We start from the raw sequence: 12,427 nt of genomic DNA on the forward strand, positions 1-12,427 counted from the left end.
CCGCGAGCAGGGCGGACCCGCCCGACGGCGGGCCCAGCACGCCCCGTACGTCAGAGTGCCGCCCCGACCTCGCCCGTGGCGGCGGCACGAGCCGTGGGAACCTCCGCGGGCCGCTGCGCCGGGACCACCAGCGGGCGCAGCGCCCGGGGCCCCGCGACGACCGAGTAGTCCGCGCCCAGGAAGCCGGGGGTCAGATCACCCGGATCGTCACCGAGCGCCAGGCGCACCGCGGCCCACGGTGCGTTCAGGCCGCACTGGGCGAGCTGGTGCAGCCCGCCCGCCGGGCGTGTGTTGACGTCCATCAGGACGGGCCGGCCCTCGTACATCCGGAACTGAATGTTCGTCAGCCACCGCAGTCCGAAGGTCCGGGCCACCAGCCTGGCCGGCTCGATCCACGCGGGGCGGAGCGTGAAGCCCCGGCGCCGCCCGTTCTTCGTCCGCCCCACCGCCATCCTGACCTCGCCGTCGGGCCCGGTGAGGCAGTCCACGGACACCTCCGGCTCGTCCAGCCGGGGCATCACGAGCCAGTCGACACCCCGTCCGCCACCGCTCCGCAGCGCATCGGTCACCAGGTCGAGGGGCACGTAAGGGCTCGGGAAGCCGCCCAGATGCAGCAGGGAGAACGGGGCCCGCGTGACGATGCGGAACCCGACGCCACCGGCACCGGCGGCGGGCTTGAAGCAGGCCTTGCCGCCCGTGGCCTCGATGGCGTCGACGGCCTCGACCAGTTGCTCCTCGGTGCGCACCCGCCACCAGGGCGGCACGGGTATCCCCACGGCCGCCACCGCCTCGTACGCCGTCACCTTGTCCTGGAACAGCGTGCAGGCCTCGGCCGGAGGGGCGAGCAGCGTCGTGCCCCGCGCGGCGAACTCGTCGTGGTGCGCGGCGATCGCCGCCTGATGGAGGACGGGTACGAAGACGTCGATGGCACGCCTGGCGCACTGGTCCAGCGCGTATTCGACGTACGCCGCCGGGGAGAGGCCCTCGGGCTCGGGAGCCGCCGTGTCGGCCGCCGCGAGCACGGGGGAGTCCGGGTCCCCGTGGGTCGCGTGCACCAGGACCTGCCGCCCGTGCGGATTATCTCGGAGCTGGTCGATGAAGAAGACGTTCTCCGCGTACGTGCGGTTGAGCCAGATACGTACGGGAGAGCCCATTCAGGCCACCTTCCGGGGTTCGCGGGCACGACAGCACGGGGGCCCGTGCCCGGGCAGGGAGAGGGAGACGCACGAAACCACGTCGGACCAGGGGAAGTTGCACGTGGCGGGTGTGCTGGGGTGATCATAGGGCGCGTCGGCCCGTGTGACTGCTACGCCCGTGTTACGAATGCCGGGGCCGACGGGAGCCGCCCCGGGCATCACGCGGGCGCCGACTGAAACGTCCCGGTAATCCGCCCGGCGCGGGAGTTTTCTAGCCTCGCTCGGGAAGCGTCGGAGCAGCATACGGAGGCGGTGCCGTGGCGGGCGCACCAGCACGCGGACGAGGGGCCAAAGGGGGCGCGGAGCTGTCCCACCGCACCATCCACGGCTACCGCCGTGCGTACCGCATGGCGGGCCAGGGGCCCGTCATCCTGCTCATCCATGGCATCGGCGACTCCTCCGCCACCTGGGCGGACCTGATCCCCGAGCTGGCCCGCCACCACACCGTGATCGCACCTGACCTGCTCGGGCACGGTGAGTCGGACAAACCCCGGGCCGACTACTCGGTGGCCGCCTACGCCAACGGCATCCGGGACCTGCTCGGCGTCCTGGGCATCGAACGCGCCACCCTGGTCGGGCACTCGCTCGGCGGCGGTGTGGCCATGCAGTTCGCGTACCAGTACCCCGAGCGCACCGACCGCCTGATCCTGGTGAGCGCGGGCGGCGTGGGGCGGGAGGTCAACCCCGTCCTGCGGGCCGTGTCCCTGCCGGGCGCCGACCTGATGCTGTCCACGCTGCGGCTGCCTGGGATGCGCAGCCAGGTCGGCCTGTTCACCCGGCTGATCAAGCTGCTCGACACCGACCTCGGCCAGGACGCGGACGAGCTCATCGACCTCGTGGACGCCCTCCCCGACGCCACCTCCCGCAGTGCCTTCATCAGCACCCTGCGCGCGGTGGTCGACTGGCGCGGTCAGGTCGTCACCATGCTGGACCGCTGCTATCTGACCCAGGGAATGCCGACGCTCCTGCTGTGGGGCTCACGGGACAGCGTCGTTCCCGTGCAGCACGCCTACGGCGCCCACGCCGCCATGCCCGGCAGCCGCCTGGAGATCTTCGACGGTGCCGGGCACTTCCCCTTCCACAGCGACCCTGTGCGCTTCCGCGCCCTGGTCGAGGACTTCATGAACACCACCGCGCCGGCCGACTGGAGCCAGGAACGCTGGCGCGAACACCTCCGCGCCGGCCGCCCGGGCAGCACCGAAGGCACGCCGGACCCCGCCTTCGACCGCGCGGTGGACCGCGACCTGCGGGAGGCGAGCGAGCGCAGCGCCACGTGAGGGAGCGTACGACCGCGGCCTCCCGCTCGCGCTACGCCTTCCGGGCCACGGCGCACCACATGGGCAGGGTGTCGTCCGGGGTGTCGGACGGGCCCGGACGCCACCGGGTCAGGGTGACCACGCCCGGCTCCAGGATCTCCAGCCCGTCGAGGAAGCGCTCCACCTCCTTCTGGGTGCGCGGGGTCGCCGACGCGTGGCTCGCGGCACGCTCGTTGTAGATCCGCATGGACTCGGCGACCTCGGGGGCGGTCACATCGGCGGCCGGGTGCGACAGGACCAGGCAGCTGCCGGGGGCGAGCCGGTCCAGCAGCCGGCGGACGATGTCCCACGGGTCCTCGGAGTCCTTGATGTACTGGAGGATCGCCACCAGCATGAGGCCGACCGGCCGGCTGAGATCCAGGGTGCGGGAGGCCGCGTCGAGGATCGCGTCGACGTCCCGCGCGTCGGCCTGCACATAGTCGGTCTGCCCCTCGGGGCCGCTGACGAGAAGAGCCCGGGCATGGGTGAGCACGATCGGGTCGTTGTCGACGTACACGACGCGGGAGTCGGGGGCGGCGAGCTGGGCCACCTCATGGGTGTTCTCCGCGGCGGGAATGCCCGTGCCGATGTCGAGGAACTGGCGGATGCCGGTCGAGGAGAGGTGACGGACCGCGCGCCCGAGGAACGCCCGGTTGGCCCGGACCGAAGGCACGATCGTCGGGTTCGCCTCGGCGGCGAGCTCGGCGGCCTCCTGGTCCACGGGGTAGTGGTCCTTGCCTCCCAGCCAGACGTTGTAGACCCGGGCGGGGTGGGCGTTCGTCGGGTGGGGGGTGGGCAGCGCGTACTCGTTCATCGTTCGTCACCTCGTGCGACCAAGACAGCCGGATCGGCCTTGTGTTCGGCCACGGTACCTCGGTGATCCACCGTCAGCTGTGACGGGCCGGAACGCCGCACGCCCCCTCGCGAGGGCGGCGGGCCGGTCCGTCGTCAGCCTCCTTGTGCGGGCGGGGGCGGCGACGCGGCGGGGGGTCGTGCGGCGTCCTCGGCGGTGCGGGTCCGCGCGCCCGGGTCCATGTCCCCGGCCGGCGGCGGGAGGTGGGGGGACGGCCCGACGAACCGGTGCTGGGCCAGGCACACCAACGCCAGCGTGGCTCCGAGCACCGGCCAGGCGAACGGCCCCGCGGTCACGGCGGCGCCCACGACGACGGGGCCGAGGCTGCGCTGCGCCGACTGCGCCAGGCCGTGCACACCGAGGTACGCGCCCTGTGCTTCCCCGGGGGCGAGGGAGACCGAGAGTTCCCAGGACGAGAGCGCGTGCAGGATCTCGGCGAGCGTGAAGGCGACGGCCGCGACGAGGACCGCTGCGGTGGCGAACCAGGGGCCGCCGTCGGCCGACGCCGCGAGCGCCACGCCTCCGGTCAGGAAGGCCGCGCCGATGGGCACGAGGAGTCGGCGGGCCGCCGCCCTGGTCTCGCCGAAGCGGGACAGGGGCACCTGAAGAGCGATCACCAGGACGCTGTTCAGTACAAGGACCAGCGGTGCCAGGCCGACCGGGGCGGTGGTGGCGTGGACGATCCACAAGGGGAAGCCGACCTGGAGGATGCTGTCGTCCAGGAACAGCCAGATCTCCGAACCGGTGAAGGCCAGGTAGCGGCGGTCCCTCCAGGGTGTCGGCGCCCTGGTCCCGGCGACGGGCAGGCCGGGGCCGGTGACGATCCGGCTCGGGGCCGGCGGTTCCGCGCAGCGGAGCGTCAGGACCGCGATGACCGCGTAGGAGGCGACGTTGGCGAGCAGGAGCGCCCGATAGGACGCGGCGCTTCCCACGGTGAGCGCGGCGGCGGCCCCGGCCGCACCCACCGCCCAGCCGATGTTGACGGCGGTGCGCTGGATCGCCTGGTACCGGATGCGGTGGGGGCCCGCGACACGCGCGGCGAACAGCTTCGTGAGCACGCTCGACGCGCGGTCGGGCAGCGCGCCCAGCGCCGAGTAGAGGACGAGCAGTCCGTACTCGTTCGTGGACAGCAGGGCCAGGAGGGCCGCGCCACGGGCCAGTTGGGCGACGACCAGGATGCGGGTCACCGGGAAACGGTCGGCCAGTCGGCCCGCGAGGGGCGGCCCGGCTATGCCGAGGACGCCGGACAGTCCCATCAGCACACCGATCTGGGCCACCGACAGATGCGCGACGTAGATGAAGTAGAGCGTGGCCGCCCCGCTCCACAGGCCCGTGCCCACCTTGTCGATGACAGCGACGACCAGCATCCGCCTGCCGTCCCGGCCGCCCGGCACGGCGAGCCGCCGGACGAACGGGACACGGCTCGATGTCTGTCGCATCGGCCCCCCTTGACATCTCTTTTGTATCGGTACAATATTCTCTCTGTGGCAGAACAATATGGCATCCAGGGTGGTACGGCCAGGGAGATTTCCGCGTCCGTGGAGAGCCGTGTGGCTGACGGCACCCTCCGGCCGGGCTCCTCACTGCCCCCGGTGCGGCGGCTCGCGGAGGAGCTGGGTGTGAGCGCCGGCACGGTGGCGTCGGCGTACAAGGAGCTGCGCGGGCGCGGAGTCGTCGTGACCCTGGGCCGCGGTGGCACGGTGGTGGCGTCCGTTCCCACCGTCACCTCGCGACGACCGCCCCAAGTGCCTTCGGGGCTACGCGATCTGGCGGGCGGGCACCCCGACCCCGCCTGCCTCCCGGTGCTCACCCCGCCCGCGCGCGTGGAGCCCGTGCCCGGCTCCCACCGCGCCTCGCCGAGGCTCGCGGTGCTGGAGGACGCGGCCCGCGCCTGGTTCGCCCGGGACGGAGTGCCCAGCGGCTCGGTGACGTTCGCCCACGGGGCGCTGGACTGCATCGGACGGCTGCTGTCCGCCGAGCTCAAACCCGGTGACGCCGTGGCCGTGGAGGACCCCGGCTTCCATCATCTGCTCGACCTGGTGCCGGCCCTCGGGCTCCGCATGCTGCCGGTGACGGTCGACGACGAGGGCATCCGCCCGGAGGCGCTGCGCACCGCGCTGCGGGCCGGGGCCAGGGCCCTGGTGTGCAGCCCGCGCGGCCAGAGCCCGCTGGGCGGACGCTTCACCCCTGCCCGCAGGGACGAACTCCTCGCCGTGCTCGGCGACTTTCCGGAGGTGCTGGTCGTCGAGGACGACCACAACTCGGAGATCTCCGGCGCGGACGCGGTGACCCTCGCATCCGCCGGACTGCCCCGCTGGGCTCATGTGCGTACGGTGTCCAAGCACCTCGGCATCGATCTCCGCTGGGCCGCGCTCGCCTGCGACCCCGCCACCCTCGCACGGCACGACGGGCGCCTGCTGCTGACCTCCGGCTGGGTCAGCCACATCCTCCAGGCCACCGTCGCGGACCTGCTCACCGACCGGTCCGTGACCCGTCTGATGGCGAGGGCGTCCCGGACCTACACCACCCGGCGCGAGGCTCTGGGCGCGGCGCTGGCCGAGCACGGCATCGCGTCCCACGGGGCCAGCGGCCTCAACGTGTGGGTGCCGGTCCGGGACGAGTCGGCCGTCGTCAACGGACTGCGCACCCGGGGCTGGTGGACGGCGGCGGGAACCCGGTTCCGCATCGCGTCCCCGCCGGCCGTCCGGGTCACCACGGCGACCCTCACCCCTGCGGAAGCCACGCGCCTGGCACGGGACTTCGCGGACGCGCTCACGGAGTCACAGGCGGTGTACGGCGGTTAGACCCGCCGGTCTCCCTCAGGCGGGGGTGGGGGTGCGGATGGCGGCGACGTCGAACTGCAGGCGGAGCCGCTCGCTCACCATCGCGCCGCCCTCGGCCAGCCGGGCGTTGTACGTCAGTCCCCAGTCGGAGCGGTTGATGGTGGTGGTCCCGTCGAACCCGACGCGCTCGTAGCCGAACGGGTCGGTGACGTAACCGATGTAGGTGAGGTCCAGGGTCACGGGGCGGGCGATGCCCCTGATGGTGAGGTCACCGTTCATGCGGTAGACGTCCTTGCCGACGAGCTGCACGGCATCGCTCACGAAGCCGATGCGCGGGTGGTTCCTGGCGTCCAGGAAGTCACGGCCGACCAGATGCGCGTCGCGCTGCTCCACACCGGTGTCCACGCTGGCGGTGGCCATCGAGATCTCGGCCCGGGAGCGTTCCGGGCGGCGCCCGTCGAAGTACAGACGGCTCGTGTACTCCAGGAAGGCGCCGCGCACCGTCGTCACCATCGCGTGCCGTACGGAGAAGCCGATCCTGCTGTGCGCGGGATCGATCATCCACTCCCCGGTGAGGGCCGCCAGCCGGGGATCCGGCGAAACAGCAGCACCGGCGGCCATCGGGGCGGCGGTCGGCTCCTCGGCGGGGGTCTCCGGACGGCGGAGCAAGGAGCTGCGGCTGAAGAGGTTCATGACAGTTAGTTACTCTGGGGTAGGAGAAGCCCGCAAGAGATGATCAAGGAACCCGAACATTCGTGGTCAGACCTTCACACGGTGACGTCCCGGCAAAACCCGGACGGTAGCCGACCGTGCGCGGCCCGGAACGCGATGGCTCACGGTCGAGCCGAGAGCGGGCGCAGCCGCGGGATCACGTACCGGCTATACGGAGGGCTCCAGAACAGCCCACACCGTCTTGCCCGGTCCGTCGGCGCAGGGGTACCAGCCCCAGCGGTCGGCGAGGGCGGCGACCAGGAGCAGACCGCGGCCGCCGTCCTCGTCGAATGAGCCAGTTTCGGCGGGTGTGGGGAGGCGTTCGCCCCGGGTGTCCGTGACCTCGATGCGGATGGCTGTGCCCTCGGCGGTGAGGCGTAGGCGGAAGTCCCGGCCGGATACGTGGCCGTGGCGCACAGCGTTGCTGCTGAGCTCGGCGACGATCAGTGCCAGTGCGTCGTGCGCCTCACTCCCGTACGGGATGCCCCAGGCGTCAAGTCGCTCGCCCGCCAGGTGTCGGGCCAGGCGGGCACCGCGCGTCGTCGAACTGAAGCGCATCGTGAAGTGGTGCCAGGTGAAGCGAGGCTGTGCGCTGCGTGCGGGGCGCACGGGGAGGGGTGGCTGCTTGCTGGTCATGTCTCAACGCTGATGCATCGTGGCCGAGCGTGACCAGGGGCGACGCGCTGTCGCCAAGTGGCTGTACGTGATGCGCGCCGGCCTGTACGCAGGAGGGGGACCGTCGGCTCAGTACCACTCCTCCACCGTCCGCTCCTCGGTGCTGACGAGGTAGTCGTCCGGATCGAGATCCATCGACTTGCGGGCCGGCGAGTCCCAGTACATCGTGTTGCGCTCGGCAAACGTCTCCGGCCCCTCGTAGGAGATCAGCCAGACGAACCGGTTGTGCTCCCGGTCGAGCCAGGCACCGCCGATCGCGAACCCCGACTCAAGACGCAGCGGCAGGATCTCGGCCTTCCACCGCTGCGCCCACTCGTCCAGCAGGCCTTCGCGGACGGTATAGGTGCGGAGCTGGGTGGTCTTGGCCATGAGGAGTGTCCTCTCGCGGGTCGACTCGGTGCGCCACCGCAGAGGGCTATGTGAACCACGGGTGGCGGGGATGGATGAGCGTCGGCCCGCTTCTACCCACTCTTTGGAGGGATCTACCGGCGAACGCTGTGCAGGCGTGCGAGCAGGTGATTACGGTGCCCGAGCGGGACGTGACAAGGCGGGCGCGGTGGTTCGGGGGTCGCAGGCGTGGGTGATGTCGTCCTGTCGGTCGAGCTGTGAAGTGCTGGTTGTTGTGTGACGGTTGGGCGCGATGGACGTGGGCGTGTGCGTACGGGGACAGGCGGTGGCGGATGACGCAAGACGAGATGGATGCGGGCGTGGGTACGGAGGAGGGCGCGGAGCGCTCGGCGGGTGCCCCCGCCCAGCCGGAGGGCAAGGCGGAGAACGGCGTAGCGGTCGCGTTCGGGCGGCAGTTGAAGCTGCTGCGGGTGCGAGCGGGGCTGGACCGGGTGGAGTTCGGCCAGCGGGTGGGGTACGCGGCGCAGTCGGTGGCCTCGTTCGAGCAGGGGCGGCGGATTCCTCAGCCGGAGTTCGTCGACAAGGCGGACCGCGTGCTGGACGCCGGGGGACTGCTGGTGGCGTTGAAGGAGGAGCTGGCTCGGTCGCAGTATCCGGCGTTCTTTCGGGATGCTGCGCGACTGGAGGCCGAGGCGCTGGAGCTCTTCCTGTACGCGGTGAGTGCCGTACCTGGGCTCCTGCAAACCGAGGAGTACACCCGTGCTCTGCTTGCGATGCGGCGGCCACTACTTGACGAGGACATCATCGAGCAGCGTGTGCTGTCTCGCATCGCTCGACAGCAGGTACTCAACCGATGGCCCGCTCCCTTGATCAGCTTCGTGATCGAGGAGGCCGTTTTGCGGAGGCCGTTCGGCGGGAAGTCCGTACTGCGGGGAGTGCTTGAGCAGATTCTACTGGTGGGTCGTCAGCGAAGCGTTGAGATCCAGGTCATGCCGACGGTCCGCGAAGACAACGCCGGACTGGATGGGCCGTTCACCTTGATCACGCGCAGGAGCGGTGAGCAGCTCGCGTACCTGGAGGTACAAGGGCGCAGCATCCTGCTAACCGATCGCGATGAGGTGCGCTCTGTGGCGGCACGCTATGGGATCATCCGTTCGCAGGCTCTGACTCCGCAGGAGTCTCTGGTATTCATCGAGAAGTTGCTGGGAGAGCTATGAAGACCACTGATGCTCCTGTCGTGCAGGAGCTGGCTTGGTTCAAGAGCAGCTACAGCGGGGCTGAAGGCGGCGAATGTGTCGAGGTGGCTGCCGCAGTTGCCAAGGTGCTCGTCCGGGACTCGAAGCAGGTCAATGGTCCTGTGCTGACTGTCGGGCCCGGAGCGTGGGCTGGCTTCGTGGGACTTGTCACCGGCTGAGTGACATACGTGAAAAAGCCCCGCCACGCGCCCATCCGGCGATGAGGCGGGGCCCTCCTGTACGTAGGGGGCCTACTCGTCCACGTTCGTGACGAAGACCGCGACGGTCACGGCTCCGCCGCCCAAGCCGCCGAAGCCCAAAGGTCCGCCGACCACCGTCGAAGGGGGCGGCGAGTACCTGGGGGAGGGCATGAAGACAACCTGGACGGCAGCGGCCGGGGCGCGGTCAACAAGGGCGAGGTCTTCAAGTCGACGTGCTGTCAGGAGTGGAGGCGCGTCAGCTGACTGGGGAGGCGCTGCGGAGCCGTCCGTTCGGAGAGTGGAGTGGTGTGGTGCTGCCGGTCGAGGGAGACATGGCAGATGCTCGCCCGGCGGGCAGTAGCCTGCCCCGGGGTACGTCATCCAGCCGCGCCGTCCCCGCTCTCCCAGCGCAGCAGGTCGCCCGGCTGGCACTCCAGGACCTCGCAGAGGGCGGCGAGCGTCGCGAAGCGCACCGCCTTGGCGCGGCCGTTCTTGAGCACCGCCAGGTTGGCGGGTGTGATCCCGACGCGGTCCGCCAGCTCGCCCACGGACATCTTCCGCCTGGCCAGCATCACATCGATGTCGACGGTGATCGGCATCAGATCACCTCGTCGAGCTCGGCCTGCATCCTGGACGCCTCGACATCGCGGGCGACGGCCTGGGCCAGCAGCGTCCGCATGACGAGCACGAGGAGCGCGACCCCCAGGATGGCCAGGCCCACCCCGCCCATGATGACGGTGACGCCCGGGTCCTCCCGCTGCCCCGGCGCGTTGAGAGCCGTGACGGTGAACCACAGGAGAGAGGCCGCCACGATCGCGCCGATCACGGTGTCCACGTACCGGAAAGCGGCGTGGGAGAACACGGTGCCGCGCCGCACCATCGTCACCAGCCGCCAAACGGAGACCACGGCGACCTGGGCCGTCACCATGCCCAGGATCGTGACCAGGCGCAGCGGGGTCAGCGGAAGCGATCCCTGCTCCGGGTCGGTGGCCAGCGCCCACGCCATCGACGCCTGCACGAACACGGTGCCGGTCAGCACCACCACGAGAACGGCGCGCAGCGCGCGCACGGTCATTTGTCCCACGCCTCACCCTTCCATCGACTTACGATATGAATCTATCGAGTTTCGATAGATCAAGCAAGGTGCGGGAACGAGGGAGGGGAGGGGGCGGCAGCGGGCGGTGGGCCGTCCGGGACGGGACGCCGCCCGCTGCGGTCGGGTGTCCGACCCCGTCCCTCAGCCCTTCAGCTGCGGCGCCGGGGACACGTGGGCGATCCGGGCCAGGGCCGGGACGTCCAGGGGCTGGGCATACGCACGGTCCATCGCGTCCCGCGCCCGGAGCGTGCGGCGGTTGGTCTCTTCCACGGCGCGGCTCACGGGCCCATCCCACCACGGCGTCCGTCGCCGGGCGGCGTGCTCCGGCGCAGGGCGTTGTCATACCCCCTCCGTACGCTCGGGGGCATGAGCGTTTCCCTCTACTACAGCGCGAGCCGGACGGTGCCGTCGACGGTTGCCGAGACGGCCGCCGTCGAGCGCATCGTCGCCGCCCACATGTCGTCCTTTCCGTACGAGGACGAGGAGAGTCTGTACCTCTACGACGGCGGCGGCAGCGAGCCGTCCGAGATCCTGGCCGGGTCCACCAAGATGCCGTTCGAGCCCGATCGCGTCCTGTCGGTGCTCGACCATGTGCTCGGCTCCGTGAGCGAGTTGCGCCGCGCCTTGCCGGGAGCGGAGTGGAGCGTGCACCTGGACGACCTCGACGTCCCGTGGGACGAGACCGAGGGTTACGCCTTCCCCGGCATGCGCGACGAGGAGCCCGCAGCCGGGGCGGGCGGCTGATCAGTCAGGTCTTCCATCCCGCCCCGGGTTCGAGACGGTCTTCACCCCAGCAGGACGTCGTCATCGCCGAGACGCTTGAGCTCGCGATAGAGGATGGCCAGACCGGTGGCGACCTTGGCGGCTGAGACCACGGCGTCGACCAGCCGCAGGGTGTCGTTCTCCTCGCGGGCCGCCCTGGCCTGCTTCACGGCGCCCAGTGCGCCGAAAGCAGTGGTGCCGAGCGACAGATACACCCTGGACCTGGTCTTCTTCTTGGTTGTTGCACTCATGGTGAGGGACCTCCTTGCATGGCGGATACCCCGAGACCGGCACCGTGATCACTTCGTTCGGCCACGCTTCTGGATGTCACCGGTCCCGACGTGCCCACCCGCCCGTGGCCCCGTCATGCACGGCTCCCTGTCCGAGGCGACCGGCCGGTCCCGGCGGTGAAGCCACAAGCGTGACCCGTGTGACGCCCCTGCCGCCGGAGGCTCGTATCCCACCAGGTATCTTGATGATTGAAATATCTTGAGGGGTGCGAGGGAGTCCTGGGTGATCTCGTCGGCGTTCGCAGTGCTCGCGGCCGCGCAGTTGTGCCTGGCGGTGTCCGCCGCGCGCTACTGGCGTGCGGCAACAGGGCTGCTGGCCGCAGTGCCGGCGGCGGTGTGTGCCGCGCTCGTCTGGGACAACGGTGTGATCGCCCTGGGGGAGTTGGTGGGGGCCGGGCCCCTCCTTGAGGCCCTGAGCGTTCCCCGCTTCGTCGCACACGCGCTCTTGACGCCCCTTCTCGTCCTCTGGTCGTTGTCGGCGGTCACCCATGCGGGGCTGCCGTGGGTGCGGCGCAAGGGAGTGCGGGGCGCCGCCGTCTGCCTCACGGTCCTCCTTGTGGCGGCGGGGGTGCTCCATGACATCGTCGGCCTGACGCTGCGTACGGAACCCTGGGCGGACACCCTGCGCTACACGAACGACGCGGCATCTCCGGTCGGCCCACTGCCCGCCATCATCACGGGACTGGTGGTGCTCTCCGCCGGGATCGTGCTGTGGCGGTCCACCGGGTTTGCCTGGCTGGCGGTCACCGCCGCCGTGATGGTCGTGGTCTCCGGGGCGGCCGCGCAGATACCCGTGCTGGGCAACGCCGCGGAAGTCGTGCTGAACGTGGGGCTGTTGCTGACCGTGCGCGCACTGCTGCCCCAGGAGCGGAAGACTTCGGCCTTGTCCATGCGCAGCGGTTCTCGTTCACAGTGACGGAGATGGCCACCTCGACGCTCGGCAAGGTGAACTCGGGCTCCTGCCGGGACACGCTCAGGCAGTA

The 12,427-nt window shown here is 70.8% G+C and carries 15 protein-coding genes and 1 pseudogene; 6 read left to right on the forward strand and 10 right to left on the reverse strand.

Annotated features, from left to right (window positions below; genetic code table 11):
- Positions 1-50: 50 nt before the first annotated feature.
- Complete coding sequence (locus tag ACWCQM_RS27185; protein ID WP_450917737.1) at positions 51-1,154, reverse strand: ATP-grasp domain-containing protein; 1,104 nt, start codon at positions 1,152-1,154, stop codon at positions 51-53.
- A 299-nt stretch (positions 1,155-1,453) separates the two neighbouring features.
- Between ACWCQM_RS27185 and ACWCQM_RS27190 the strand changes: the two genes are divergently transcribed.
- Entirely contained in the window at positions 1,454-2,473 is a 1,020-nt protein-coding gene (locus ACWCQM_RS27190; RefSeq protein ID WP_450917738.1) for an alpha/beta fold hydrolase, read from the forward strand.
- A gap of 31 nt (positions 2,474-2,504) precedes the next feature.
- Here ACWCQM_RS27190 and ACWCQM_RS27195 read toward each other — a convergent pair whose 3' ends face one another.
- Positions 2,505-3,305 (reverse strand): SAM-dependent methyltransferase, encoded by an 801-nt coding sequence (locus ACWCQM_RS27195; RefSeq protein WP_450917739.1) that lies wholly within the window; start codon positions 3,303-3,305, stop codon positions 2,505-2,507.
- A 134-nt stretch (positions 3,306-3,439) separates the two neighbouring features.
- A complete protein-coding gene (locus tag ACWCQM_RS27200; RefSeq protein ID WP_450917740.1) occupies positions 3,440-4,783 on the reverse strand; it encodes an MFS transporter in 1,344 nt (447 codons plus the stop codon).
- 45 nt (positions 4,784-4,828) lie between these two features.
- Between ACWCQM_RS27200 and ACWCQM_RS27205 the strand changes: the two genes are divergently transcribed.
- On the forward strand, positions 4,829-6,148 hold the full coding sequence (locus ACWCQM_RS27205; protein WP_450917741.1) for an aminotransferase class I/II-fold pyridoxal phosphate-dependent enzyme: 1,320 nt from the start codon (positions 4,829-4,831) through the stop codon (positions 6,146-6,148).
- A 15-nt stretch (positions 6,149-6,163) separates the two neighbouring features.
- Here the strand turns inward: ACWCQM_RS27205 and ACWCQM_RS27210 are convergent, their stop codons facing one another.
- The 3 genes from ACWCQM_RS27210 to ACWCQM_RS27220 all read right to left on the reverse strand — a co-directional run bounded on the left by ACWCQM_RS27210 (position 6,164) and on the right by ACWCQM_RS27220 (position 7,882).
- Positions 6,164-6,820 carry a YceI family protein gene (locus tag ACWCQM_RS27210; RefSeq protein ID WP_450917742.1) on the reverse strand — a complete coding sequence of 219 codons (657 nt, stop codon included), beginning with the start codon at positions 6,818-6,820 and terminating at the stop codon, positions 6,164-6,166.
- A 186-nt stretch (positions 6,821-7,006) separates the two neighbouring features.
- Complete coding sequence (locus tag ACWCQM_RS27215; RefSeq protein WP_450917743.1) at positions 7,007-7,474, reverse strand: ATP-binding protein; 468 nt, start codon at positions 7,472-7,474, stop codon at positions 7,007-7,009.
- Positions 7,475-7,582: 108 nt separating this feature from the next.
- Entirely contained in the window at positions 7,583-7,882 is a 300-nt protein-coding gene (locus ACWCQM_RS27220) for an NIPSNAP family protein (RefSeq protein ID WP_450917744.1), read from the reverse strand.
- A gap of 311 nt (positions 7,883-8,193) precedes the next feature.
- On the opposite strand from ACWCQM_RS27220, the gene ACWCQM_RS27225 reads away from it, so the two are divergent.
- Entirely contained in the window at positions 8,194-9,078 is an 885-nt protein-coding gene (locus tag ACWCQM_RS27225; RefSeq protein ID WP_450917745.1) for a helix-turn-helix domain-containing protein, read from the forward strand.
- A complete protein-coding gene (locus ACWCQM_RS27230; RefSeq protein WP_450917746.1) occupies positions 9,075-9,275 on the forward strand; it encodes a DUF397 domain-containing protein in 201 nt (66 codons plus the stop codon). The genes ACWCQM_RS27225 and ACWCQM_RS27230 overlap by 4 nt, the downstream gene beginning before the upstream one ends.
- A gap of 398 nt (positions 9,276-9,673) precedes the next feature.
- Here ACWCQM_RS27230 and ACWCQM_RS27235 read toward each other — a convergent pair whose 3' ends face one another.
- The 3 genes and pseudogenes from ACWCQM_RS27235 to ACWCQM_RS27245 form a co-directional block, all read right to left on the reverse strand.
- The gene (locus ACWCQM_RS27235) at positions 9,674-9,895 is read right to left on the reverse strand and encodes a helix-turn-helix domain-containing protein (protein WP_450917747.1); all 222 of its coding nucleotides are present in this window, start codon (positions 9,893-9,895) and stop codon (positions 9,674-9,676) included.
- On the reverse strand, positions 9,895-10,380 hold the full coding sequence (locus ACWCQM_RS27240) for a DUF2975 domain-containing protein (protein ID WP_450917748.1): 486 nt from the start codon (positions 10,378-10,380) through the stop codon (positions 9,895-9,897). Before ACWCQM_RS27240 ends, ACWCQM_RS27235 begins: the two co-directional genes overlap by 1 nt.
- Positions 10,381-10,551: 171 nt before the next feature.
- Positions 10,552-10,674, reverse strand: a pseudogene (locus ACWCQM_RS27245) (helix-turn-helix domain-containing protein); the annotation flags it as partial.
- An 84-nt stretch (positions 10,675-10,758) separates the two neighbouring features.
- Between ACWCQM_RS27245 and ACWCQM_RS27250 the strand changes: the two are divergent.
- Positions 10,759-11,136 carry a hypothetical protein gene (locus tag ACWCQM_RS27250; protein WP_450917749.1) on the forward strand — a complete coding sequence of 126 codons (378 nt, stop codon included), beginning with the start codon at positions 10,759-10,761 and terminating at the stop codon, positions 11,134-11,136.
- Between the two features lie 41 nt (positions 11,137-11,177).
- On the opposite strand, the gene ACWCQM_RS27255 is transcribed toward ACWCQM_RS27250, so the two are convergent.
- On the reverse strand, positions 11,178-11,405 hold the full coding sequence (locus ACWCQM_RS27255) for a hypothetical protein (protein WP_450917750.1): 228 nt from the start codon (positions 11,403-11,405) through the stop codon (positions 11,178-11,180).
- A 262-nt stretch (positions 11,406-11,667) separates the two neighbouring features.
- Between ACWCQM_RS27255 and ACWCQM_RS27260 the strand changes: the two genes are divergently transcribed.
- Positions 11,668-12,360, forward strand: coding sequence for a hypothetical protein (locus ACWCQM_RS27260; protein WP_450917751.1), 693 nt, complete (start codon positions 11,668-11,670; stop codon positions 12,358-12,360).
- Positions 12,361-12,427 lie beyond the last annotated feature (67 nt).

Source organism: Streptomyces sp. NPDC002125, assembly GCF_053593715.1.

What these genes read in the sequence shown, in the direction of transcription:
- ACWCQM_RS27230 (WP_450917746.1), top strand. Translation starts at nt 9,075, where the DNA reads ATGAAGACCACTGATGCTCCTGTCGTGCAGGAGCTGGCTTGGTTCAAG.
- ACWCQM_RS27255 (WP_450917750.1), bottom strand. Translation starts at nt 11,405, where the DNA reads ATGAGTGCAACAACCAAGAAGAAGACCAGGTCCAGGGTGTATCTGTCG.
- ACWCQM_RS27215 (WP_450917743.1), bottom strand. Translation starts at nt 7,474, where the DNA reads ATGACCAGCAAGCAGCCACCCCTCCCCGTGCGCCCCGCACGCAGCGCA.
- ACWCQM_RS27185 (WP_450917737.1), bottom strand. Translation starts at nt 1,154, where the DNA reads ATGGGCTCTCCCGTACGTATCTGGCTCAACCGCACGTACGCGGAGAAC.
- ACWCQM_RS27195 (WP_450917739.1), bottom strand. Translation starts at nt 3,305, where the DNA reads ATGAACGAGTACGCGCTGCCCACCCCCCACCCGACGAACGCCCACCCC.
- ACWCQM_RS27210 (WP_450917742.1), bottom strand. Translation starts at nt 6,820, where the DNA reads ATGAACCTCTTCAGCCGCAGCTCCTTGCTCCGCCGTCCGGAGACCCCC.
- ACWCQM_RS27250 (WP_450917749.1), top strand. Translation starts at nt 10,759, where the DNA reads ATGAGCGTTTCCCTCTACTACAGCGCGAGCCGGACGGTGCCGTCGACG.
- ACWCQM_RS27225 (WP_450917745.1), top strand. Translation starts at nt 8,194, where the DNA reads ATGACGCAAGACGAGATGGATGCGGGCGTGGGTACGGAGGAGGGCGCG.
- ACWCQM_RS27220 (WP_450917744.1), bottom strand. Translation starts at nt 7,882, where the DNA reads ATGGCCAAGACCACCCAGCTCCGCACCTATACCGTCCGCGAAGGCCTG.
- ACWCQM_RS27235 (WP_450917747.1), bottom strand. Translation starts at nt 9,895, where the DNA reads ATGCCGATCACCGTCGACATCGATGTGATGCTGGCCAGGCGGAAGATG.
- ACWCQM_RS27200 (WP_450917740.1), bottom strand. Translation starts at nt 4,783, where the DNA reads ATGCGACAGACATCGAGCCGTGTCCCGTTCGTCCGGCGGCTCGCCGTG.